General features: G+C 29.0%; 21 protein-coding genes, 1 tRNA gene and 1 pseudogene. 10 read left to right on the top strand and 13 right to left on the bottom strand.

The annotated features are described in order from the left end of the window. Positions 1 to 616: 616 nt before the first annotated feature. From AJ888_RS05125 to AJ888_RS05115, 3 genes are read right to left on the bottom strand one after another with little or no spacing between them, the layout of a single operon-like run. Positions 617 to 1183: an anthranilate synthase component II gene (locus AJ888_RS05125; RefSeq protein ID WP_002861498.1), complete on the bottom strand. Its 567-nt coding sequence runs from the start codon at positions 1181 to 1183 to the stop codon at positions 617 to 619. Next, complete coding sequence (locus AJ888_RS05120; RefSeq protein WP_002861499.1) at positions 1180 to 2964, bottom strand: bifunctional chorismate-binding protein/class IV aminotransferase; 1785 nt, start codon at positions 2962 to 2964, stop codon at positions 1180 to 1182. The genes AJ888_RS05125 and AJ888_RS05120 overlap by 4 nt, the downstream gene beginning before the upstream one ends. Further along, entirely contained in the window at positions 2954 to 4018 is a 1065-nt protein-coding gene (locus AJ888_RS05115; RefSeq protein ID WP_002861500.1) for a tyrosine-type recombinase/integrase, read from the bottom strand. Before AJ888_RS05115 ends, AJ888_RS05120 begins: the two co-directional genes overlap by 11 nt. Positions 4019 to 4644: 626 nt before the next feature. Between AJ888_RS05115 and AJ888_RS05110 the strand changes: the two genes are divergently transcribed. The 4 genes from AJ888_RS05110 to AJ888_RS05095 all read left to right on the top strand — a co-directional run bounded on the left by AJ888_RS05110 (position 4645) and on the right by AJ888_RS05095 (position 8790). After that, positions 4645 to 5307 carry a thiol:disulfide interchange protein DsbA/DsbL gene (locus AJ888_RS05110; RefSeq protein WP_002861501.1) on the top strand — a complete coding sequence of 221 codons (663 nt, stop codon included), beginning with the start codon at positions 4645 to 4647 and terminating at the stop codon, positions 5305 to 5307. Continuing rightward, the gene (gene dsbI / locus AJ888_RS05105; protein ID WP_032603317.1) at positions 5304 to 6101 is read left to right on the top strand and encodes a protein-disulfide oxidoreductase DsbI; all 798 of its coding nucleotides are present in this window, start codon (positions 5304 to 5306) and stop codon (positions 6099 to 6101) included. Before AJ888_RS05110 ends, dsbI begins: the two co-directional genes overlap by 4 nt. A 99-nt stretch (positions 6102 to 6200) precedes the next feature. Beyond that, a complete protein-coding gene (locus AJ888_RS05100) occupies positions 6201 to 8063 on the top strand; it encodes an aryl-sulfate sulfotransferase (RefSeq protein ID WP_002861503.1) in 1863 nt (620 codons plus the stop codon). A gap of 85 nt (positions 8064 to 8148) precedes the next feature. Beyond that, complete coding sequence (locus tag AJ888_RS05095; RefSeq protein ID WP_002861504.1) at positions 8149 to 8790, top strand: thiol:disulfide interchange protein DsbA/DsbL; 642 nt, start codon at positions 8149 to 8151, stop codon at positions 8788 to 8790. A gap of 34 nt (positions 8791 to 8824) precedes the next feature. Here AJ888_RS05095 and AJ888_RS05090 read toward each other — a convergent pair whose 3' ends face one another. Beyond that, positions 8825 to 9811, bottom strand: a complete 987-nt coding sequence (locus tag AJ888_RS05090; RefSeq protein WP_002861505.1) for a c-type cytochrome — start codon at positions 9809 to 9811, stop codon at positions 8825 to 8827. A 202-nt stretch (positions 9812 to 10013) separates the two neighbouring features. Between AJ888_RS05090 and AJ888_RS09215 the strand changes: the two genes are divergently transcribed. Further along, positions 10014 to 10154 carry a hypothetical protein gene (locus AJ888_RS09215; RefSeq protein ID WP_002861506.1) on the top strand — a complete coding sequence of 47 codons (141 nt, stop codon included), beginning with the start codon at positions 10014 to 10016 and terminating at the stop codon, positions 10152 to 10154. Here the strand turns inward: AJ888_RS09215 and AJ888_RS05080 are convergent. From AJ888_RS05080 to AJ888_RS05060, 5 genes are read right to left on the bottom strand one after another with little or no spacing between them, the layout of a single operon-like run. Then, positions 10142 to 10774 (bottom strand): hypothetical protein, encoded by a 633-nt coding sequence (locus tag AJ888_RS05080; RefSeq protein WP_002861507.1) that lies wholly within the window; start codon positions 10772 to 10774, stop codon positions 10142 to 10144. The two genes, AJ888_RS09215 and AJ888_RS05080, sit on opposite strands and share 13 nt — an antisense overlap. Beyond that, entirely contained in the window at positions 10771 to 11013 is a 243-nt protein-coding gene (locus AJ888_RS05075) for a hypothetical protein (RefSeq protein ID WP_002852415.1), read from the bottom strand. Before AJ888_RS05075 ends, AJ888_RS05080 begins: the two co-directional genes overlap by 4 nt. Continuing rightward, complete coding sequence (locus AJ888_RS05070) at positions 10997 to 12043, bottom strand: DHH family phosphoesterase (protein ID WP_002861508.1); 1047 nt, start codon at positions 12041 to 12043, stop codon at positions 10997 to 10999. The genes AJ888_RS05075 and AJ888_RS05070 overlap by 17 nt, the downstream gene beginning before the upstream one ends. Positions 12044 to 12051: 8 nt before the next feature. After that, positions 12052 to 14226, bottom strand: a complete 2175-nt coding sequence (gene flhA, locus AJ888_RS05065) for a flagellar biosynthesis protein FlhA (protein WP_002852599.1) — start codon at positions 14224 to 14226, stop codon at positions 12052 to 12054. Continuing rightward, on the bottom strand, positions 14213 to 14623 hold the full coding sequence (locus tag AJ888_RS05060; protein WP_002861509.1) for an Rrf2 family transcriptional regulator: 411 nt from the start codon (positions 14621 to 14623) through the stop codon (positions 14213 to 14215). The genes flhA and AJ888_RS05060 overlap by 14 nt, the downstream gene beginning before the upstream one ends. A gap of 174 nt (positions 14624 to 14797) precedes the next feature. Between AJ888_RS05060 and rpsO the strand changes: the two genes are divergently transcribed. Beyond that, on the top strand, positions 14798 to 15070 hold the full coding sequence (gene rpsO / locus AJ888_RS05055; RefSeq protein WP_002852579.1) for a 30S ribosomal protein S15: 273 nt from the start codon (positions 14798 to 14800) through the stop codon (positions 15068 to 15070). A gap of 85 nt (positions 15071 to 15155) precedes the next feature. Here the strand turns inward: rpsO and AJ888_RS05050 are convergent, their stop codons facing one another. Both AJ888_RS05050 and flgL read right to left on the bottom strand, forming a co-directional pair. Next, positions 15156 to 17996, bottom strand: coding sequence for an FtsK/SpoIIIE family DNA translocase (locus tag AJ888_RS05050; RefSeq protein ID WP_002861510.1), 2841 nt, complete (start codon positions 17994 to 17996; stop codon positions 15156 to 15158). A 107-nt stretch (positions 17997 to 18103) separates the two neighbouring features. Beyond that, positions 18104 to 20353, bottom strand: a complete 2250-nt coding sequence (gene flgL, locus AJ888_RS05045) for a flagellar hook-associated protein FlgL (protein ID WP_002861511.1) — start codon at positions 20351 to 20353, stop codon at positions 18104 to 18106. Between the two features lie 180 nt (positions 20354 to 20533). On the opposite strand from flgL, the gene AJ888_RS05040 reads away from it, so the two are divergent. From AJ888_RS05040 to AJ888_RS05030, 4 genes are all read left to right on the top strand, one after another. Continuing rightward, a tRNA-Leu gene (locus tag AJ888_RS05040) sits at positions 20534 to 20620 on the top strand. Positions 20621 to 20830: 210 nt separating this feature from the next. Then, entirely contained in the window at positions 20831 to 20968 is a 138-nt protein-coding gene (locus AJ888_RS09475; RefSeq protein WP_002861512.1) for a hypothetical protein, read from the top strand. A 19-nt stretch (positions 20969 to 20987) separates the two neighbouring features. Next, positions 20988 to 22031 carry a tyrosine-type recombinase/integrase gene (locus AJ888_RS05035; RefSeq protein WP_315968083.1) on the top strand — a complete coding sequence of 348 codons (1044 nt, stop codon included), beginning with the start codon at positions 20988 to 20990 and terminating at the stop codon, positions 22029 to 22031. Positions 22032 to 22169: 138 nt separating this feature from the next. Then, positions 22170 to 22394 (top strand): hypothetical protein, encoded by a 225-nt coding sequence (locus tag AJ888_RS05030; protein WP_002861514.1) that lies wholly within the window; start codon positions 22170 to 22172, stop codon positions 22392 to 22394. Positions 22395 to 22436: 42 nt separating this feature from the next. On the opposite strand, the gene AJ888_RS05025 is transcribed toward AJ888_RS05030, so the two are convergent. Then, positions 22437 to 23036 (bottom strand): tyrosine-type recombinase/integrase, encoded by a 600-nt coding sequence (locus AJ888_RS05025; RefSeq protein ID WP_079744356.1) that lies wholly within the window; start codon positions 23034 to 23036, stop codon positions 22437 to 22439. A gap of 55 nt (positions 23037 to 23091) precedes the next feature. Beyond that, a pseudogene (locus AJ888_RS09635) lies at positions 23092 to 23273 on the bottom strand (hypothetical protein); the annotation flags it as partial.

The raw sequence follows: 23273 nt of genomic DNA, 5'->3' as shown, positions 1-23273 counted from the left end.
GTCTGCCGTAAGATCAAAACTATAGCCATTACCTAAAGATGCTTTTTTTCCAGTAGTTCCTGTAAATTTTAATTCACCACTTTGATCTTTTCCTGCTTTTATAGTAAGATGTTTGATTGGTTCTTTGCCTGAAAGTTTAGTTTTGCCAAGTTCTGTTTTAACATCATCACCTGTGTTAAATTCATAGGTGTAATGACTCTTATTGTTTTTATCTTGTATTAGCTTACCATCGTCGCTGATATCTTGTGCATAAAGCCCCCCCCGTGGAAACTATAAAGCTTGCTGCAATTGCAGAAAGCACCAATTTATTATGATAAATCATAAGTGAGCTCCTTCCTTGTTAAAATTTAAATTTGCGGTATTATGTTATCATATTATTAAAATAAAATCAAGTATTATTTTGTAAAAATAAATATTTTTTAATTATGCTATAAACAAAATTGTAACTTTTATAGTTTTAATTAATGTTTTAAAACATTAATTAAAACTATTACTAAAAAAATTAATTTTTAATCTATAGTTTTATTTTTATTGATATTTTTAGTTGTAAATTTTATAAGCAAGTTATTAAAAATATATTTTGAATTTAAAAAATAATTAAAATAAATATTTTATATTAAAGTTTCATAAAATTTTTAAGTATTTTTTTGCCTTTTTGCGTTAAAACTGCTTCAGGGTGAAATTGTAATCCATAAATAGGATATTTTTTATGTTTAATTGCCATAATGATATTTTCTGAATTTTGAGCTAAAATTTTACATTTTTTAGGCATAGAACTGATATGTAAAGAATGATATAAGCAAATTTCAATTTCTTTTTTAATACCCTTAAAAATAGGATCTTTTTTAAAATAAAGTTTAGAAATTTTACCATGCATGGGATTTTGTATTTTAGAAACCCTGCCGCCAAAAACTTCAGCTATACACTGATGTCCTAAACATATACCTAAAATTTTTTTATTTTTTTTAAAATATTTGATTGCTTTTAAGCTTAATTTAGATTCCTTGGGAGAATGAGGGCCAGGAGAGATGATAAGATGAGTGAAATCAAATTTTTCTAATTCTTTAGCTTTTTTAAAGGCATCATTTTTTATCACTTTACATTCAAAACCAAGTTCTTTAAGATAATAGATGATGGTATAACTAAAAGAATCATAATTATCTATAAATAAAATTTTCTTCATTGTAATTTTACCTTTTTTAAACCACGCACGGAATTAATACAATAAATATTTTCTGCTTCAAATAAATCTTGTTTAAATAATGCTTTTTCTTTTATCAAACCAAGATTGATTAAGAAATTTCTATATACGCCATTTAACATACCGCTTTGAATTTGTGGAGTATAAAATTGAGAGTTTTTTTCTAAGATGAGATTGGTTCTTGAACCTTCGCAAAGTTCATCTTTTTCGTTAAAAAAAGCTATGTCATAACACAAGTTTTGATGCCATTTGTATGAGTGTTGATTATAAAAAGTACGTAAAGAGCTTTTGTGATAGAGATTGTCACTTTTTGAGTTGATTTTATCATCACTTAAAAGCAAAATATCGTTTGAATTTTGTTTTAAGGCGCTTTGTTGGAATTCGTATCTTCCGTCTTTATATAAAATCAGTTTTAAAATTCCTTCTTTATGTGGATTTTTAAAGGGTAGGGGAAAATGATAAAATAAAGAGTGTTTTTTGTGAAAAATTTTTTCATCGAGTTTAAAAAGTGTAAAATTTTGATATTCTTTATAAGAACTTTTTTGATTTAAAATATTATAAAAATCTTTAAAGAGCTTGTGAGTATTAAAATTAAATTTAAGAGCTGAATTTATAAGCCTTAATAAATGCTCTTTTAAAAATAAAATTTGAGAATTTTTAAAATACATGGTTTCAAAAAGATGAAAATCACAAGGATTTAAGATCGCGCTTTTAAGTTTTAATTCTTCAAATTCATCTTTGAAATTTGAGTCCCAAACCAAGCCACTACCCGTGCTATAAGTATAAATTTCATCTTGTTTTTCTAAGGTGCGTATGGCTACGCTAAATTTATTTTTATTTTTGTGTATTAAACCTATGGTTCCGCAGTAAATACCACGCTCTCTTTGTTCTAATTCTTTAATAAATTTAATACTTTCAAGCTTTGGAGCACCTGTAATAGAACCGCAAGGAAAGAGAGCTTTAAAAATTTGATATAAAGAAATATTTTTTTTAAGTTTTCCTTGTACGCTTGAAGTCATTTGATGTAAAGTAGGGTGGCTTTGAATTTCAAAAAGTTTGGTTTTTAAGCTTTTTTTTGTGATGATTTTTGAAAGATCATTACGCAAAAGATCACAAATCATAACATTTTCACTTAGATTTTTTGTATCATTTTGCAAGAAAATTTTATTTTCTTCATCTTTTATAGGATCTTTATCACGCTTAATTGTGCCTTTCATAGGTTTTGTAAATATTTTTCTTTTTTTGGTCTTGAAGAAAAGTTCAGGTGAGAAGGACAAAATTTCTCTTGTTTCATCTTTTATAAAAGCTTTAAATTCAGTATTTTGTCTAGAAAGCAAAAGTTTAAAAAGTTCAAAAGAATCCATTTTGCTATGAAATTTAAAATTTTGAGTGAGGTTGATTTGATAAACTCTTCCTTTGGAGATTGCCTCTTTAACCTTGATGAAATTTTCTTTGTAATTATCTTGATCTAAAAAATTTATAAATTCAGGAATAAATTTTTCTTCATCAATATCTTCTTTTTGAAATTTTTTTCTTTTTTTAAAAGCAAATATAGACAAATAAGCTTTTTTACTTGTGAAATTTTTATCTTGAAAATATCTATATAGCTCATAATCAGCAAGCATTAAAATATAAAAATCATTTTTATATTTTTCTATAAATTTAAAGCACTTTTTACTTTCTTTGTGGTTAAAGGCTTTTAAAGTGTGTTTTAAATCATAGTAAAAATATCCACCAAAAACAGCATAGTTTTCAAGAGTCACTTAATTCCTTTGCAACCTGTGCGGCAAGTTTTAATTTATCATTATCAAAATGAGTATAAATTCTTGAAGTATTTAAACTCGCATGCCCTAAAGCTTCTTGAACTAAAATTAAATCTTTTTGCTTTTTATAAAGTAGGGTGGCAAAAGTATGACGCAACATGTGAGCACCATTTTTTTGTTTGCGAATTCCTGCACGAAATAAAAGCTGTTCTACTATGCGACTGACATAAGATTGGGTCAGTGGAGTGCCTTTTTTATTGACAAAAAGCAGGGCGTCTTTGCTCATATAATTAATACTTACATTTTTAAGCAAATCGTAAATAAGTTCTTTTTTTATCATTACAACACGATATTTATTGCCTTTAGCTCTTATTCTTATGATATAAAGATCGTTTTCTTCGCTAATATCACCCATTTTGATATTGATAGCTTCGCTTACCCGTATGCCTGTAAAAATGATGATTTTAATAATAAGTTTATTGCGTATGGTATTGTTTTTAAAATCTGCATTTTCAATAGCATCAAGAAATTTTTTAAGTTCTTCTTCACTCATAAATTCAGGTAATTTTACCCCTTTAGAACCCGCTATACCTGCCCAGTTTTTAAGATTGATATTGAAAATATGCGCTTTTTCATCTTCTTCATTTTGCTTGTCTAAAAAATCAAAAAAATTAATCACAGCAATACGGTAATTTTTTTTACTTGCATCTGATAAAGCACCTGTTATACTTGCTAAAACTTCTACAATGAGTTCTTCATCAATCTGTTTTAAAGAGTAAAGCTTGTAAAAATTTAAATATTCAAATACTTTTTTTAAAGGATTAAAATAAGTATTAATTCCACTTAAACCAGCATTTCTTGCTTTTTTTGCTAGAGCGTCAAGTTCTTCAATGTTTTTTACACCTTTTGCAAGAGCAAAATTAACTTCTGCTAAAGCTTGTGGATTTTTTAATTCTTTGTTAGATAGCGAGTTGAGTTTAAATTTTACATATTTTGCTAGCCAAAATAAGAATGATTTTTCAAAATTTTCTTCACAATCTAAAGGGTATTTCATAAAAACTTTTCCTAAATCTAAAATTTTAGCTTTTTAACTAGAAAAGGTATTTTAGTATTAACTTAGTAAAAAAAAGCTTTTTTAGGAAAAAGTTTGTTTTTATATGCAAGCCAAAAAGATTGAAATATTTTTATTAAATAAATCTTATATCAATCATAAAAAGATATGATAAAAGGTAAAAATATGTAAAATTTATAATTTTGTATTGAAAACTATAATTTTCAAACTTTTTTATATACACCTAGATTATTCTACTTTGATATAGATTAAGCTACTATTTTTACATACTTTTATGATTTTACCTTTTGAGTGAAATAAACTTATCCATAAAATATAATGTAAAAAATTGATAATTTTATTTTGTAAATTAAAATTATATTTTATTTTTCTTGAAAACTATAAAGAATATTTAAAAATTAAATGATTTTATATTATTATCAAAATATACATAAAAATGATAACTTGTGCATTAAATTTTTTAATCCCCTATTCTTGATTTTTAGTTAAAGTAAATATTCTTAGTTATAAAATTTTTAAGAATATTTTTATTTTAATAGTTTTATAATGGTTATTACATAAAAACTTAATAAAAAGTTTTATCAAAACCAAATTTCAAGGAGAAGGTAATGAAATTTCCAGTAAAATTAGCAAGATCTATTGTTGTATGTGCTTTTTTAGCAGGTATAAGTGCCAGTGCATTAAGTGAAGGTAAAGAATATGTAATTCTTAAAAATCCTATTGCTAACGCTGATAATTCATTGATTGAAATTTTTTCTTATCGCTGTACTCATTGCTATGATCATCACAAATTTAATACCATGGGTAAAGTTAAAGAAAAATTACCTAATTTAACTTATAAATTTTATCCTGTAAGTTCTATGGGAGATTATGGAAAGCAAGCTAATGAAATTTTTGCTTTTGCGGCATTTAAAGATGGTGTAAATAAAGCTGATCCTACGGATAAAAATAGCTTAACTCATAAAGTTGCTGAAGCTTATTTTAATACATATTTTAAGAAAAAACAAAGATGGGAAAATGGTAAAAATCCTGAAGCTTTTTATAGTGTCGGTTTAAAAGCAATGAATGTAAGTAAAGCTGATTTTGAAAATTTCTTAAAAACTCCAGAGGCTGCAGAGCTTTTAAAAAGTTATGAAATTGCCAATCCTATTTCGCAAAATTATGGCACCCCTGCTTTTGTTGTTAATGGAAAATATCAAATCGTTCCAAGTGCAATTAACTCTCCAGAGGCTTTGATTGAAATTACTAAAGAACTTAGCAAGCAAAAATGAGTTGTATAAAAATGAAAGATAATTGCAGAAATTTTTCACTTTCCAAATGGCAAGATACGCGCAAACCTTGGTTAATTTTGATTATAGTTACTATAGGGCTTACTTGTATAGCGCATTTTTTATTTCAAGAATATCTTTTTATGGAACCTTGCGAACAATGTGTGTATATAAGATTTGATATGCTTGTTATGGCTATAGGTGGTATGATTGCATTAATCAACCCTAAAAATAATATTATAAAAATTTTTTCTTATGGCTTAGCTTTTTATGGAATTTGGCTTGGCTTGGAGCATTGTATAACTTTAAATCATATTCATGAAGTGGTTCATTCTGAAAATCCTTTTGCAGGTGTAGATGGATGTCGTGAAATTCCTATTTATCCATTTAATTTACCTTTGCATGAGTGGGCTCCTAGTTGGTTTTTGCCAACAGGAGAATGTGGGATGGATACCCCTGTAGTTCCAGAAAATGCTTATAATCATCTTAATGCTTTTCAAAAATTTTTTATAGGAAGTCCACCTAATTTTGAAAATGGGCTTTATAGCAATGGTTGGTATTTGATTCCTAGTTTAAAGTTTATGAATATGGCAATTTGCTGTCTTATAGCATTTTTATGTTGTTTTATTGTGCTTTTTGCAATGTTTATAACCTATGTTTTAGATAAAAATAAACCTAATGCTAAAATTTTTGCATTGGTGATTGTTATTTTGGTTTTGGTGCTTAAATTTATAGGCGAACCAAAAAATCCAAATCAAAATATAGCTAGTTTAAATCATTTAAATCAAGTCATTTAAAGATACTCTTAAAATACGCAACAAATTATTTTTGTTGTGTATTATTAAAATTTTATTAAGCTATCTTAGGATGGCTTAAATAATTTTAAAGGATTGATCATGAGACTTAGCAAAACTCTTTGTATGGCACTTTTGGCGGGTTCTACCCTACTTGCACCTAATGCTTTAATGGCCATGGGTGGTCCTAGTGGAGCGAAAATAGATTGGCAAATTCAAGGACAAATAGGTGCGATTAAAATGAATCCTTATGGATTGTCTCCTTTGACCGCTATTATTATGGATAATGGTTATGTCTTAAGTGATATAAAAGTAACCATTGTTCCTAAACCAAATGGTCAAACTATTTCTTATAATGTGAATTCTAAAATGGCTAAGACTTATGGTGGAATTCCTATTTTTGGACTTTATCCTTCTTATTTAAATACAGTAAAGGTAAGTTATACTAAGACTGCAAATGGTAAAAGTCAAAAAGTCATTGATGAGATTTATAAAATTACAACTCCAGGGGTTAGCATAGAACCAAGTGGAAGTACTGATCAAAGAGGAACTCCTTTTGAAAATGTGAAAGTATTAAAAATGGATCCAAAATTTTCAGATAGGCTATATTTAGTAAATAATGCTCCTGGAAAACAATCTGGCAAAGGCTCACAATCTGTATGGAATAATCCTGTAGGTGGTGCTATGGAATGGGATGAAAATTCAAATGTCTTTATCATAGATACTAAGGGTGAAATCAGATGGTATTTTGATAACGATAAACTAATGAACTGGGATAATATTTACAATCGTGGAATTATGATGGGTTTTCATCAAAACAAAGATGGAGCTTTAACTTGGGGATTTGGTCAAAGATATGTAAAATACGATATCTTAGGAAGAGAAATTTTCAATCGCAAATTACCTGCTACCTATATAGATTTTTCTCATGCTATGGACAATATGCAAAATGGGCATTATTTATTAAGAGTAGCTTCAGCAAATACTTTGCGTCCAGATGGTAAGCATGTACGCACAGTGCGTGATACTATTATAGAAGTAGATGAGAATGGTAATGTTGTTGATGATTGGAGATTGTATGAGATTTTAGATCCTTATAGAAGTACTATTATCAAAGCTTTAGATCAAGGTGCAGTGTGTTTAAATATAGATGCAAGCAAAGCGGGTAAAACTTTAAGCGATGAAGAACTTGCCAAAATGGATGAAAGCGACAAATTTGGAGATATAGCAGGTACAGGTATAGGTAGGAATTGGGCTCATGTAAATAGCGTTGATTATGATCCAAGTGATGATAGTATTATTATTTCTAGTCGCCATCAAAGTGCTGTTGTTAAAATTGGTCGTGATAAAAAAATAAAATGGATTTTAGGGGCACATAAAGGGTGGAATAAAGAATTTCAAAAATATTTATTGCAACCTGTAGATAAAAATGGCAAAAAAATTGTTTGTGATGATGATTATAGCAAATGCCCAGGTTATGAAAATGACAATGGTGGATTTGATTTCACTTGGACGCAACATACAGGCTGGAGAATTGATAGTAAATCAAACAAGCGTTATATTTATATAAGTGTTTTTGATAATGGTGATGCAAGAGGAGCTGAACAACCTGCGTTTGCAAGTCAAAAATATTCTCGTGCTGTAATTTATAAAATCGATCAGCAAAATAAAACTGTGGAACAAATTTGGGAATATGGTAAAAATCGTGGAAATGAATGGTTTTCTCCTGTAACTTCTCTAACTCAATATGAACCAGATAAAGATTCTATTATGGTTTATAGCGCAACAGCTGGAATGGCTTTTGATCTTAGCAAAGGTGTAAGTCTTGGGGAACCAAAACCTGAAATTGATGAATTTAACTGGGGTGCTAAGGAGCCTTCGGTTCAAATTCAATTTAGCGGTTCAGGCACGGGTTATCAAGCAATGCCTTTTAGTGTTGATCAAGCATTCAATCCTAAAAAATAACAATAAGCCCAAAAATAAATTTGGGCTTATTTATTTTTTTTAAATAAAATTATCTTTGAAAATTTTATTTAATCAAGGATATAGTATGCGTAATTTTTTTTGCAAATTTGTTTTAGCGCTTGTATTTTGCTCAAGTTTTGCGTTAGCAAATAATAGTTTTATTACTCTTAATCCAAATTTACCCAACTCCGAAAATAGTGTAATAGAAGCATTTTCTTATAAATGTATACATTGTTATAATCATCATAAATTTGGAACCCTTGAAAAACTAAGAGAAGCTTTTCCAAATTTACATTTTAAACTCTATCCTGTAAGTTTAATGAATGGAGATTTTTCCAAAGAAATGAATGAGCTTTTTGCCTTTGCTCAATACAAAGATGAGCAAAATGGTAAAGACGCGAGTTATTCTGATAGTTTATCTCATAAACTTGCTGATGTTTATTTTGTTTCTTATTTTTTAAACAAGCAAAGAAATTTTTCGAATTTAGATGAATTTTACGACATAGGTTTAAAGGCTATGAATGTAAATAAAAATGAAGTATTAAATTTTTTAAATACCCCAAAAGCTAAAGAAATTTTAAGCGAGTTTCAAAGAGCTAATGATATAGCTAAAACCTATGGCACCCCTGCTTTTGTTGTTAATGGAAAATATCAAATTAACCCAAGTGCAATCAATTCGATGCAAGATTTAGAAGATCTAGTTAAAAAATTAAGCAATATGAAATAATAAATTTTTTAAGGCAATAAAAATTGCCTTAAAATTATTTTTTGATCATATTTGTATAAGGTCCATAGCGATGTTGGGTTGTAGAAAAGCTATCATCATAAGGTCCTACATCCATATCTAAAGGCTTAACCTTTCTATCTGGAAAGTCTTTATCTCTATTTGCTTTAATAGGACGAGCTTGTGAATTCATGTAAGCTGCTACATCATAAGCATCTTCAAGACTTAAGTCAGGCGCACCTTGAGGCATATTTTCTTTAATATAAGAAGCAGCTTTGATAAGACGATACATTCCAGCTCCTGTATTATAACTATCATTGCCCCAAAGTGGTGGATAAAGATAATACGCCCCTGCACTATCCTCATTTTTAAGCCCTAATCCATTTTCTTGATGACAAACGGCACATTTATCCATATAAATTGCCTTACCTTTTTTAGGATCAGCTGCTCTCGAGATGAAATCTATCTTCTTAAGCCCCTGCCCTTCTATCTTAGCTCCTACTGGAACTCCTTGAGATAACCATTGCATATAAGTTAGCACGGCTTTCATTTCAGGCGCATCACTAGGCATTCTTTTGCCATTCATAGAGCGTTCAAAACAGCCATTGATCCTATCTGCTAAGGTAATTACTTTATCTCCTCTGGCATTATATTGTGGAAATCTTGCCCAAATTCCTACAAAACCTGATTGATTTTGTACACTTCCACCATTAGCATGGCAACTTGAACAAGAAAGATTATTTCCCGCAAATCTTTTTTTAGGATCTTTGGCCTGTGGACCTACATATTTACTTGTTTCATTAAGAATTTTATTTCCCAAAATAACCATTTTGCTATATTCTGAATTTTTTGGCATTTTAGTTTCATCTATAGTACCATCTTCATTTAAAGCCTTAGGTAAATTCCATTTGGCAGTAGGTAGATCAATACCTGTTGCACTCTTAGTTTTTTCCAAATTTGGATCTAAGGCTAAAGCACAACTTCCACATAACAACAAAGTTAAAACTATAGAAAATTTATTCATCATTTTTCCTCCTTAAATTTGTCTAATTCGAATTCAGTATATAACTTTGCTTCAAAAAAGTCAATAAAAGTTAATAATATTTCAATAAAAAACTTCAAATTCTTAAAACAATATTTATTTGCCTTATAATTAAAACTTTAAAATAAAAATAAAGTTTTTTTTGATAAAATTGAAACTTGCAATATTTTTAAAGGTTGGTTTAATGAAAAATTTAAGCATTCAAGAAAAAAAAGACTTAGATAACTGCGTTTTTCAAAATCTTGGAAGGCAAGATACTTTTACTTTAAGTGCGATTTTTAAAAATTTTTATTTAAAAATTAAAGCATTTATTTATTCTAAATAATACCACTTAAAATCTTTTTTTGTGTAAGAAAGATCTTTAAAAGAAGGCGATTGGATAAATAGTTTGCACTCTTTATCCAAATTTTCTATTCCGTATATTTTCATAGCCATTCTTGAGTCATGTCTTGTAAGTTCTATTCCAACGCAAGCTTGATTGTTGATTTTATAAAGCAAAGTACCGCCATCTTTTTCATCTATATTTAAAACATCCAAATTCTTATCTTTACTCATATCTTTTACATCTTTACTAAAAGAATATCGGAGTTTATAATATATCATAATATCCTGCATGGTATTTTTCAAATTTTGTAAATTTTCATTAATCAAGTATCCATTATTTTTATAAAGTTTTAAAAAATCTTCATTAAGAAATTTTTGAAAACTTTTATCTTTAGATAATTTTTGACAAGAGTTATAGCTATTTAAAATTCTAACTTGACCAGCTTCTATTAAAAGCTCAAGGCAATCTTTATTTTCTTGCGAAAATTGTACTAATTTAACTTCTTGAATCTTAAAATCTTTGTTCGGTTTTTTTTCATAAGCAAAATCATTTAATTTTTCGTAAATATTAGCAAAACTTAAAGAATATAAACTAAAAAAAAATAAAATACACTTTTTCATTGAAAAAAATCTTTGTATTTATTTTTTAGAAATTCCACGACTTCTAAAATTTCATCAACCCCTTCTTTGTTCGAATTTTCGAGCACATTATCTATATTATCGATATAAGCTTCTATTGCATTTTCTAATTTTTCTCTTTTAACTCCAGCGTATAAAAGCATAGCTTCTAAAACTATGCTAAGCTCATATTGTAAATCTTCTAGTTCATTTTTTAAGGTTTTATTATTGTTTTGATTCATTGTTTTCCTTTTTAAGTTCTTTGCTTTTAATTAAATCAATAATTTGAGCCTTAATATGATTATAATTTGCTCCATCTTTAAATGTCGCAAAAAGTCCACCACTAGCATTTTTATGTCCACCACCACCTACTAAATTTTTAGCCATTAAACTTACATCTATTTTTCCATTTGCACGAAAACTTAAGGTTTTTCTAGAACTAACATCAATAAAAAAGTCATAATCAGGATTTTTTACTAAAAAATCATTTCCAATAACAGAAGTATTGCCTATATTTGAAGTTAAGATGCCTTTATGGCCTTCATATTCTATACTGAAATTTTCTTTTAGCTCACTTAGTTTTTCAACTACAAAATAAGAAATTAAATTAGAAAGAGTATCATCATTTTTTCTGGCAAAATAATCCTTTTTTATAAAATGAGTAGCATTATCGAGTAAAATATTCGCATTTTCTTTTCCTATAAATTTCCAAGCCTTATCAAGCAAGAAAAACATATAATCAATTTGCGATTCTTTAAACATCACGCGATTTATTTCTTTTGCATTGGCAATCAAGCCTAAAAAAACCTTTCCAAGTTCAAAATTTTCATCCTCGCTTAGCCAAATATCAACAGCATTAACTACATCAACAAATTTTGAAAGTTTTAAAACTGGGGTGCAGATTTTAGAGAAAAAATCATAAACGATTTTAGTTGCACATCTTTTAGAATCAAGTAAATACCAAGAATATTTTTGAGCGCATTCTTCACCACTCTGATGATGATCAAGAAGAAAAATTTTAATATTTTTCTCTTTACAAATTTTTTCAAATTCTTCGCATTGATTTAAATTTAAATTTAAATCTGTTATTAGAATAATAGCTTTTCCGAAATTTTCATCTTTTTCTATATCGCCTATAATAGAGTTAAAATTTTCATTAATTTCTTTACCATAATTAGAATTATAAAATTTCACATTTTTAAAATAAAAATTTACTACAAATTGACAAGCATAACCATCAAGATCTGTGTGCGAAAGATGATAAATTTTCATTATATTCCTTAAAGTTCTATCCTAATAATACCCTCGGTATTAAAATTTGTATTTTCTGCAATTTCTGCAAAACTTAACACTACTATATTAATGCTAAAATTATAACAAATATCAGCAATGAATTTTCTAAGTTGCGGTTCAACGCAAAGTATAAAAGGCTTGATACGACCATTTGCTACCGCGGCAACTTCAGCCCTTAGAGTATCTACTAAAGTGCCTGTTTGAGCTACACTTAAAGGCAAGTGATAACTTCCATCTCTAAATTGTACATTTTCCATTAAAACTGCAGAGCTAGCAGAGTCTAAGATAAAAATATCCAAATTTCCTTTATCATCTAAATACATATTTGTAATCATCCTAGCTAAAGACGCCCTTACATGTTCAATAATCATATCAAAACTCTTGCTTACTTCTGCTATATCGCTTACAGATTCTAAAATAGTAAGCATATCTTTAATTGGTATGTGATGCTTAAGCAAGTCTTTGAGAATTTTTTGAATAAGACTTACAGGTGCAACACCTAAAGCACCTTCTACAATGATTGGATAATCATTTTTAACCTTATCAAGAAGATTTTGCACCTCTTGGCGTGTGAGAAGTTCGCTTGCGTGTGCTTTGATAAGTTCGCTCATATGTGTTGAAATAACACTTGCAGGATCTATTACTATATAGCCATTTAATGTTGCTTCATCTTTTAAATTCGCATCAATCCAAAGTGCATCAGAGTTAAAAGCGGGTTCTTTTGTAGCAATCCCTTCTATCTCTTCTGTGATAAAACCACTATCCATGGCTAAATATTTATCCGGATAAATTTCAGCACTTGCTATAGACACGCCCTTGAGTTTAAAACTATACTCATTTGGTTTAAGTCTTAAATTATCTCTTATTCTTATTTTTGGCATTAAAAATCCTAAACTTTCAGCAATGCTTCTTCTCATTGAGCGAATTCTTTCTGTAAGTTCGTTTTCAGCAAGCTTAATAAGTCCGTATCCAAGTTCAAGTTCTAAAATTTCAACTTTGAGTATGTCGTTAATCTTGTGCTCTTCTTCTTTGAGAATTTCTTCTTCGCTTTTCTTAGCAGGCGCTGCCGTTGTCCCACCTGCTCCACTTTGAGATGCAGCTGCAGCACTTGGTTTGCTTTTTTTAACTGTGGTTATATCAATTTTACCTTCCTTAACCTGCTTGGTAAGATAGCCAAGACTTAAAAAAACTAAAGCCATAAAGCCCAAGGATAAAGTTGGCAAACCAGGCACTAACGCAAAGATAAAAAGTACAAAACCTACTATTAAAAGCGTGCGATATTCACTTAAAAGTTGAGTTAAAGTTCCTTCTGCAAAATTTTCCTCATCTTTGCTTGCACGAGTGATAATTATAGCGGTTGCAGTAGAAGTAATAAGCCCTGGAATTTGCGATACAAGTCCATCACCTATGGTTAAAATAGTATAGGTAGATGCAGCATCGCTTAAAGCCATATCGTGCTGAAAAGATCCTATTAAAAAACCACCTATGATATTTATAATAGTTATGATAATTCCTGCAACAGCATCTCCTTTGATAAATTTAGAAGAACCATCCATTGCACCATAGAAGTTTGCCTCAGCAATAACTTCTTGACGTCTTGCTCTAGCGGTTTGTTCATCGATAAGTCCCGCATTTAAATCCGCGTCAATAGCCATTTGTTTACCCGGCATTGCATCAAGTGTAAATCTTGCTTGTACTTCAGAAACCCTTGTACTACCTTTTGTTACAACCATGAAATTAATTAATACTAAGATACAAAATACAATCACACCAATGACCATATTTCCACCAACAACAAATTCTCCAAATGCTGCTATAATCTCACTCACAGCTTCAGGGCCGTTTTGCCCTTCGCTTAAAATCATCCTTGTAGTAGCTATATTTAAAGAAAGTCTAAATAAAGTAATAATCAAGATTAAAGTTGGAAAAGTTGTTAAATCTGTCGGTTTAGGTATATAAATAGAAATTAAAATAATTAATACTGATAAAGCTATACTTAAAGCTAAGAAAAAGTCCAAAATAGGACTTGGTAAAGGAACTATGATAATAGCTAAAATGCAAACTAAAAAACCAACAATAGTTAAGCTTTTAGCTTTTAAAACAGGAGCAATTAAAGGTCCCAAAAAAGGAAAAACTAAATCGACTATTTTATTTTTTGCCATTATTTTTCATAATATCTTCTAAAGTAATAGAATCTAAAAATTCATCTACTTTATTTTGTAAATTTACTAACATAGGCATTAAGGTGCAATTTTTTTCTTTATTATTTGGACAAGTACCACCACTGCATTCAAATACACTGATATCCTTTTTTTCAGCACTATTAACAATTTCTTTTATAGTATATTGATTTGGTTCTTTGATTAATGCAAAACCACCTTTTGCCCCTTTAAAGGATTTTAACAAACCATCTTTAGCTAAAGTTTGTAAAATTTTAGCTAAAAAACTTTTGGGAATATCAAGCTCTAAAGCTAAAGAATCTACATCTTGAGGTGTTTCTTTTTGAGAAATATAAATTAAAGAAAGTAAAGCGTATTCGCTAGCTTTGGTAAATAGCACAGATTCTCCTTATTATAACTATAGAAATAGCTGTAATTATAATAAATAATTCTTAGAAAAAGACTTAAATTTTGACAAAACCTTCTAAAAAGGATAAATTCAGTTTATTTTTTGCTTTTTAAGATAAAATTACAGTTCTTTAATTTTATTATTTTACCAATCAGGAGGTCTATCATGGCTTTGGATTCGGCCAAAAAAGCAGAAATAGTTGCGAAATTCGCTAAAAAACCAGGTGATACTGGTTCAACAGAAGTTCAAGTAGCTCTTTTAACTGCAAGAATTGCAGAACTTACAGAACATTTAAAAATCTACAAAAAAGACTTTTCATCAAGACTAGGACTTCTAAAACTTGTAGGTCAAAGAAAAAGACTTTTATCTTATCTTAAAAGAAAAGATTATAATTCTTATAGTAAGTTAATTACTGAATTAAATCTTAGAGATAAATAATTTTTAAGCCCTTTTTACGGGGCTTTTTCTTTTTAAATTTCTTCTTTTGTAATCAGTTTTATATATCAAAAATACAAGAAAAATCTTACAAGATTTCCCTTTGTCCTTTGGCATCAGGTTCGCTTAAAATCCCGTTTTGCGTAAGTTGTTCAATAATATTTGCAGAGCGGTTATAGCCGATTTTTAAACGGCGTTGCAAATAAGAAATGCTTGTTTTTCCATCTTCTAAGATCACTCTTTTGGCTTCTTCATAAAGCTCATCTACTTCCCCATCAAAGCTTTCATTTGTTGTAACACCCACGCTTTGCTGATCTTTTAAAAAGCTTTCATCATATTCTACGCTTTGTTGATCCTTTAGAAAATCCACGATTTTTTCTATTTCAAATTCGCTTGCAAAAGGCGCATGCAAACGCACTATAGAGCTTGTTCCAGGAGGAGTAAATAAACAATCCCCTCTTCCAAGTAAACTCTCAGCACCCATAGCATCTAAAATAACTTTAGAGTCAATTTTTTGCCCTACTTTATAAGAAATTCTACTTGGCAAATTCGCTTTGATCAGCCCTGTTACAACATCAACAGAAGGTCGTTGCGTAGCTACAATCAAGTGAATTCCACTTGCTCTTGCCATTTGCGCAAGTCTTCCTATATAAAATTCTACATCTTTACCCGCAGTCATCATTAAATCAGCAAGTTCATCAATAATTACTACAATAAAAGGGAGCTCTTCGCTACCTAATTCTTTCATTTTCTCATTGTAATTTTCTATATTTTTGGTTTTTGCATCAGCCATTAAACGATAGCGTCTTTCCATTTCAGCCACCATATTTGAAAGTGCATTGACTGCTTTTTTTGGATCTGTGATAACAGGAGTTAAAAGATGAGGAATATCATTATAAATGCTAAATTCAAGCATCTTAGGATCTATCATCATCAAACGCAAGGTTTTAGGAGAGTTACGATATAAAAGACTTAAAAGCATAGAATTTATCCCCACACTTTTACCGCTACCTGTAGTTCCTGCGATGAGTAAATGCGGAAGTTTTTTAAGATCGGTTACAAAAGCATTGCCTACTATATCTTTGCCCAAAGCTATAGTTAAAGGACTTTTAGCATTTTTAAAAACTTCGCTTTGTAAAATTTCTCTTAGATAAATAGTTTGAATTTCATCATTTGGGACTTCTATGCCTACAACATCTTTTCCTGGTATTGGAGCTTGAATACGGATTGATTTTGCCATTAAAGCCATAGTTAAATCATCTTGTAAATTTAAAATACGACTTACTTTCACATCTGCGCTAGGACGAAATTCGAAAGTAGTTACCACAGGACCAACATAAGTGCTTATAACATCGCCACCTATTTTAAAACGACGCAACTTTTCAAGAAGATTATAAATTTTTTTATCTATTTCACTTTCATTGATTTCTTGTCTATGCTCTTTTGGATTAGCTAAAAAATCTAATGGTGGCAAGGTGAAATCTTTTGGTTTTTCTATCTCACCCTGCTCTATTTCACGCAATAAAGCTTGGTTAATAGCAATTTCTTTGGCTAAAACTGCTTTTTGAAGTTTAATTTCTTGTTCATTTGTTTTTTCATTATCGATTTTAATTTCTGTATTTTGGATAAAATCGAGTGTATTTTTTTCTTCTATAACTATTTCATTTATATTTTTTATAGGAGTAGGTTCTATATAAGGATGATTTAACTCTTCTACAATAGGAGTAAATTCGAAGATATTGTCTGCTTTATCTGGATTTTTATTTTCATTTATTTTGTTTGATTCTTCTGTTTCTGTTTTGATTGTCTTTGAGTTATTAAAACTGTATTTATTCCCTTCTATAATATTGCTTGAATTTATCGCATCATATTCTTCTAATTTTTTAATTTCTTGTTTTACTTTATTTTCTAAAATTTCATTTTGATAGGCTTTGTATTCTTGTTCTAGTTTTTCTTTTTTTATCAAATTCTCTCTAAGTTCAAGCTCTTTTGTGAAAATTTTTGGTTTAACTTCCTGTTTAGAAACTGGAATTTCAATATTTTTACGCTTATAACTTGGCTCATCTAAATTTTTATTTGTATCTATTTGCTTTATATCTTCAAGTTTTTTAGGTTTTAAAAAACGTTCAGGAATCATATCTACCCCTTCTTCTGAAATAAAATTAAAATCTTCATCAAGGCTAATGCTCATTTTGCTAGCCTTTTGTGCGAAATTTCGCACTTGTTGAGAATGCTCATAAACAAAACTTCTTGATTCTTTTAAGCTTTGTGTATCAATCTCTATGGTTTCATCTAAAATTTGATTTTTTAGTTTTTCAAAGTTTTCCTTAGCTGTGGTAATTGAATTTTTACTTGCATTGATATTGCAATCTTTGATTATCTGTTCTAAGTTATTGGTTTTTTCTTTTTTATTTATTTGCAAATTCTCATAAATACTATCTTGCAAAATATTTAATTTTGGAGCCATAGGTTCTGATTTACCTACATCTTCTTTCTCATTTTCTCCGCCAAATACACGCATAAGTAAAGATTTAAAAGCTTGCTCTACTTTTAATAAAAAAGTAAAATCTAATTCTTTTTTTAAAATTTCTTTTGCAAATTTCGGAAACAATAAGATCAAAGAAAATAGCAAAAGTAAAAGAGCAAAAATTCCACTCCCTGTATGTCCTAAGATTATAGAAAAAAATCCATATACAATTTCTAAAATATACCCAAACTCTCTATAAAAGACAGAAAATAAAAGCAAAGTAGAAAAAAAGGCCAAAGAAAAACCAAAAAGCTCTCTACGCTTAAAATTTTCTATTTTATAATTTTTTCTATAGTAAAGATAATTTAACACAAGTAAAAAAAATGGATAATAATACCCAAATTCTCCAAATAAAAATAAATTAGCCTTGTAAACCCATTCTCCCATGCTAGGTGCTAGCATACAAAGACAAATATAAAAAATAACAAGTGTAGAGCTGGTAAAAATGGCTTCTTTTTTAATATTCTTTCCTTAAAAATAAAATCAAAGCCAAATTATACCATAAATTTTTACATATAATTTAATAAGCTAAGTTGAGAAATTGTTGTACTAGCCTTAAGAGAAGCTTGATATGCAAGTTGAACTTGCATTAAATTCATCATAGCTTCACCATAATCTACATCAATAACATTTGACTTAATGCTTTGCACATTTACGCTTAAGAAATTTACTCGAGTATTGACACCATCTATAGTATTATGATAAGCTCCCATGGTTGTATTAAGCTTGCTGATATGATCTGCTAAATGATCGAGTCTTTCTAAAGCTCCTTGCATTCCGGTATTTCTTGGATCGGCCGAATTTCCATCGGCTCTCATATTACCACTTAAAACCGCATCTATCATAGTATCTAAATCTTTTATAAGATCAACATTTGGTTCATCTATAACTAAAGCATTATTGGCACTAAAACTAAAATTTGGACCATTCTCTACTTGCGCAGTTGTGGTATAAGGTGGTTGCGGAAAATGTCCACTTTGAGAATCACTTAAAGAAATTCCTATGTTGGTTCCTGAGGATAGCTTATCGGTAACGCTAATGCGACCTTTATAATCCATACTTACATCAACAGTAGCTTGAGAATCTTTCATGAGTTGTTGTAAACTATTATAACCATTTGCATCAACTTTTCCATTTGCAGCTGTTATGCTTTGGGTTGGAATTTTATCTGCGGCAAACATACCTATAATATCATTGATTTGACCATAAGTAATATCATTTGATCCTGTAACAACTCCACTATTTCCAGTTGCAGGATCAGTATGGGTTATAGGAAAACTTATGGTTTGACCTGGATTATTAGGATCAGGATAGCTTACAGTTGAAGTTTGTAAATTTATGGTAACATCGTAAGAATTTCCACCTTTGGAATTGACTTTTAAATTTAAAGTAGTACCATTTAGACTATTTCCTGCCATTACCTCGCTAAGTTTGGTTGAATCAGTTGCATAAGCATTACTTCCTTTAATAACTTGAGAAACATTACCATAAACAGTATTTCCATCTTTTTCAAAATAAACATTATCATAATCTGCACCATTGGCTTTGTTGCCAGCTGAATCAGTCATATTGCTTTTAATAAAATCAGTTTGAGCTAAACTAAAGGTAAACTCTTGCTCTTTTCCATCTTTTCCTGTTAACTTAATAGTAACTGGACTAGTTGGATTGGTAATATCACCATTTTTCATAGCCTCTTGCATAACAGCATTGGTAACATTATCCATGTTAAGATCATTATCCTTAACAAATTTTTCCATTGCTTTGAAACTTTCTGTTTTGTCCATTTGTGGAGTATAGGCTACGGCATGAAAGTCTAATTTATTATTGCCTTGTTTTAAATCTGTGATTTGAATTTGACCACTATTATTGATGCTTACTTCTACAACTTTATTATTAGCAGTGTTGCCATAAAGTGCGCCAATTTGCTCTAATACATCTTCTATTTTATCATCTGGTTTTACTAAAACTGCACTTTTAAAGCTTGTTCCATCTGGTTTTGTTCCTTGAACATAGAGTGTTGAAGGTGGAAAATTAAGTTTTCGGTCTTTATCTTCAAAATCTATATCGGGATCTAATTTTCCATCTTTTACATAATTTTGCCCGATAAGCTGCTTCCAAGCAGAATCTCCGTTTAAATATTCTTGTTTATCTTTATCTGTATAACGATTATCTGTAAAACTGATATTAGTAGTAATTTGTTTTTTATAGTCTCCATCCGCTTTGAAAAATAAATCCCATCCAGGTATATTATAAGGACTTTCAGTTCCAGCTCCAGTTACTACATTGATATTATTTTTATCTCCATAATAATTACCATTGGAATCAAAAGGTTTATTTGCAACTTGTGAGCCTGCAAAAAGATACTGACCATTAACGCTAGTATTTGCAAGCTGAACTATACTCTCTTTTATGCGTTCTAATTCTTTTGCTATAGCCTCCCTTGAAGTTTGAGAGTTCCCATCACTTGCAGCTTGAGTTACTTTAACTTTAAAATCTTCAAGAAGTTTTACCATATCTTGCAAAGCTTTCATGCTGTTTTGAGTCATTTCTTTTGCACTGTTTGTTGCTTGTTTTACTTGTTCTAATGTTTTAATTTCATATTCAAGACGCGTATTATCTATATAAATGCTTGCATCTTCATATGAATTTTGTATTTTTAAACCTGAAGCAAGTTGTTGAGATATTTGATATAAAGCACTTTGACCGCCCATAGAATTATTCACACTATTTGTGAAGTTAAGTTTATTTGTAATTCTCATTTTTTTCCTCTAAAGTATTAAAGTTAAAATCTTTTCAAACATTGCTAATAAACAAAAGCAATAACTGTTCCAAAAATTTAAATTACATAATTTTATATAATCTTTTTGAAAATACTTTTTATTTTTAAAGTATTTTTTAGTCTAAAAAAGTATAATTTTAGCTTTAAATCTTAAAAATGAGCCCGAGTGGTGAAACTGGTAGACGCGCCAGACTCAAAATCTGGTAAGGGCAACCTTGTGTCGGTTCGAGTCCGACCTCGGGCACCATTATTTCTTTTCTGAAATTATCCCAAGAAATCTTAAGTAATCTAAAATTATCAATTAAGATATGATAAAATCATACTTTAAATTATCTCAAATTATCTTAAATTATCTTAAATTATCAGGATTGACAATTTTAAAAGTATATGTTATAGTGTATGTTAAATTTTAAAATTCAAAAATAACATATACTTTTTAACATAGGAATATTATAAAATGGTTATTGTCAACGATAAACAGCTTAAAAATTTAATCGTAGAAAAAAGAACATACATTAAAGATGCGTGCACCAAAAATCTCTACATCGAAGCAAAAGGTTCTTTAAAAGGTACTATTATCTTTTTTTTATTTTAGATATAGGTTAAATAAAAAAATACAAAGCATTAAAATAGGAAAATATCCAACAACTACATTGTCAAGTGCAAGAGAAAAAGCAAATATTTTTAATAATATGTTAGCTGAAAAAATCGATCCCAAAGAACAAATTCAAAAAGAAGATATACAAAAATCAAAAACCCTAAAAGAAGTTTTTAATGAATGGAGTCAAGTTTTTTATAAAAATAATACTTCTTATAATTTATCGAAGAGATTAAAAACTCATATTATTTCTAAATACGAAGACAAACATATTAATGAACTTGCCAAAAATGATATACTTCTTATTCTTGATAAACTTTATGTAGAAGGTAAACTCGAAACTATAAAAAGAGTCTTCTTGGGTTTAAAAAAAATGTTAATGTATGCCATAAATAAAGAATATATAGAAAATAGCAATATTTTAACTTTAGACATGAAAGCTCTTTATGGCTCGCCTAAAAAACAAAATCTTAGAGCTATCACAAAAGAAGAAAGATTTAAAGAGTTACTATTAGCAATAGAAAATTATAATGGAAATATATTCACAAAAGTAGCCTTGCAAATCAGCCCATATTTGTTTTTGCGAAGCGCTAATATCAGAAATTTAGAATGGAGTGAAATAGATTTTAAAAATTTAAAGATAATTATACCTGCAAATAAAATGAAAGGGGGTGAAGATTTTATTGTACCACTAAGTGAAAGCGTGATCAAGTTGTTTGAATTTATCAAACCTTTTTCATTCCACAATTCAAAATATGTTTTTCCAAGTGATATAAGCAAATCCAAAACTATGAGTGAAAACACATTAAATCAAGCCATCAAAAGATTAGGCTTTGGCGATGAAATGGTTTTTCATGGTTTTAGAACAACAGCTTCAACCTTGCTCTATGAATTTAAAAATTTGCATGGGCAAGATAGTGAAGTTATAGAGTTATGCTTAGATCATCGTGAAAGAAATAATGTTAAAGCTGCTTATAATAGAAGTTTAAGGCTAAACGATAGGAAGCTCTTAATGCAATGGTGGAGTGATTATGTTGACAATTTGAAAGGAATAATATGAAAAAAGAAAATACAAAAGAAGTGCTTATGGTGGGGGGGGGTTGAAAATAAAGAAAATAGAGAAAAACTCATAAAAACCCTAATAATACACTTAAATTCTTATCTAAAAACTAAAAATAATCCAGAAAGAATTAATATTTTGGTTGAAATATATCAAGAATTACAAAAAGGTAGCCAAACTCCTGATCTTATTGATATAGAAGAACTTGAATTTAACAAAGAAGACATTTTCAAAGAATTATTTTATGCTTTAGGCGGTTTAGGAAGTATGTATTCCGTAGAAATGATACAATCAAGAATTGCAAATTTCATCAAAATACTTGGCGGAGAACCTAAACTTTTATTAGAAAGATTTACAGCATAGACTTCAAAAAGAAGTCTATGTAAATACTCAATTTTAGAAAAATTAATTATTCAATAACGCAGCTTTTATTGTATCATTTGTTGCTTTGGCATATATAGTAGTAGTATTTAGATTTGCATGTCTTAGAATTTTTTGTATGACCACAAGGTTTGTTCCTTTGGCTGTTAATCTCATGGCTAAAGTGTGTCTAAGCAAATGAAGTCCTTTTTTACTGATCAAAGCTTTAGCATAAATATTATTTACAATCAAAAAAGCATTGCTTCTATTTAAATGTTTTCCTGTGCTAGTTTGCATTATGTAATCACTATCTTGGATATTTTCTTTAAAATATTCAAGCTCATCATCTACTTCTTCTTTTTTAATAAATGCAAATTGTTCTTTACCGCCCTTGCCTATTATGGATATTTTTAATATTTCATCATCAACCTCTTCAAAATCACAAAGTTTTACATTTAAAGCTTCAGAAATTCTAAGTCCTCCATAAAGCATAAGTTTTATCAGTAAAGAATTTCTAAAACTATTGTAAACTTCTTTTTTTGCTTTTTCTTTCTCTAAAACATTATTTAGCCTTATAATTTCATTTTCATTAAGATAATTTAATTTTTCTTCTGATTTTTCTGTTCTAAATCTAATTTTCTTCATATCAAAGGAAAAAACAAACAAATCATCATTATTATCGCTTATAAAAGAAAAAAAGCTAGTTAATACTCTCAAATAAGTTATTTTTGTTTTTTTTTGATAGTTTATTGCCATTTTTTGAATTATTTTCTAAATAATTAAGAAAATTGACTAAAAAAGTCGTTTTTATATCGTTTATTTGCATTTTATCTTGATAATCTAAAGAATATTCTACAAGATCTAGTAAAATACGCCTATAAA

Origin of the sequence: Campylobacter sp. BCW_6467, assembly GCF_001762855.1 — a bacterium.
Taxonomy (GTDB): Bacteria; Campylobacterota; Campylobacteria; order Campylobacterales; family Campylobacteraceae; genus Campylobacter_D; species Campylobacter_D jejuni.
The sequence above is the reverse complement of the archived record's forward strand: the minus strand, read 5'-3'. Positions and strand labels throughout refer to the sequence as shown.

Excerpts from the sequence above, each read along its gene's own strand:
- AJ888_RS05100 (WP_002861503.1), top strand. The coding sequence starts at position 6,201 with ATGAGACTTAGCAAAACTCTTTGTATGGCACTTTTGGCGGGTTCTACC.
- AJ888_RS09475 (WP_002861512.1), top strand. The coding sequence starts at position 20,831 with ATGGTTATTGTCAACGATAAACAGCTTAAAAATTTAATCGTAGAAAAA.
- AJ888_RS05125 (WP_002861498.1), bottom strand. The coding sequence starts at position 1,183 with ATGAAGAAAATTTTATTTATAGATAATTATGATTCTTTTAGTTATACC.
- AJ888_RS05080 (WP_002861507.1), bottom strand. The coding sequence starts at position 10,774 with ATGAAAAAGTGTATTTTATTTTTTTTTAGTTTATATTCTTTAAGTTTT.
- AJ888_RS05095 (WP_002861504.1), top strand. The coding sequence starts at position 8,149 with ATGCGTAATTTTTTTTGCAAATTTGTTTTAGCGCTTGTATTTTGCTCA.
- AJ888_RS05075 (WP_002852415.1), bottom strand. The coding sequence starts at position 11,013 with ATGAATCAAAACAATAATAAAACCTTAAAAAATGAACTAGAAGATTTA.
- AJ888_RS09215 (WP_002861506.1), top strand. The coding sequence starts at position 10,014 with ATGAAAAATTTAAGCATTCAAGAAAAAAAAGACTTAGATAACTGCGTT.
- rpsO (WP_002852579.1), top strand. The coding sequence starts at position 14,798 with ATGGCTTTGGATTCGGCCAAAAAAGCAGAAATAGTTGCGAAATTCGCT.
- AJ888_RS05050 (WP_002861510.1), bottom strand. The coding sequence starts at position 17,996 with ATGCTAGCACCTAGCATGGGAGAATGGGTTTACAAGGCTAATTTATTT.
- AJ888_RS05070 (WP_002861508.1), bottom strand. The coding sequence starts at position 12,043 with ATGAAAATTTATCATCTTTCGCACACAGATCTTGATGGTTATGCTTGT.
- AJ888_RS05090 (WP_002861505.1), bottom strand. The coding sequence starts at position 9,811 with ATGAATAAATTTTCTATAGTTTTAACTTTGTTGTTATGTGGAAGTTGT.
- flhA (WP_002852599.1), bottom strand. The coding sequence starts at position 14,226 with ATGGCAAAAAATAAAATAGTCGATTTAGTTTTTCCTTTTTTGGGACCT.
- dsbI (WP_032603317.1), top strand. The coding sequence starts at position 5,304 with ATGAGTTGTATAAAAATGAAAGATAATTGCAGAAATTTTTCACTTTCC.
- AJ888_RS05115 (WP_002861500.1), bottom strand. The coding sequence starts at position 4,018 with ATGAAATACCCTTTAGATTGTGAAGAAAATTTTGAAAAATCATTCTTA.
- AJ888_RS05110 (WP_002861501.1), top strand. The coding sequence starts at position 4,645 with ATGAAATTTCCAGTAAAATTAGCAAGATCTATTGTTGTATGTGCTTTT.
- AJ888_RS05025 (WP_079744356.1), bottom strand. The coding sequence starts at position 23,036 with ATGAAGAAAATTAGATTTAGAACAGAAAAATCAGAAGAAAAATTAAAT.
- flgL (WP_002861511.1), bottom strand. The coding sequence starts at position 20,353 with ATGAGAATTACAAATAAACTTAACTTCACAAATAGTGTGAATAATTCT.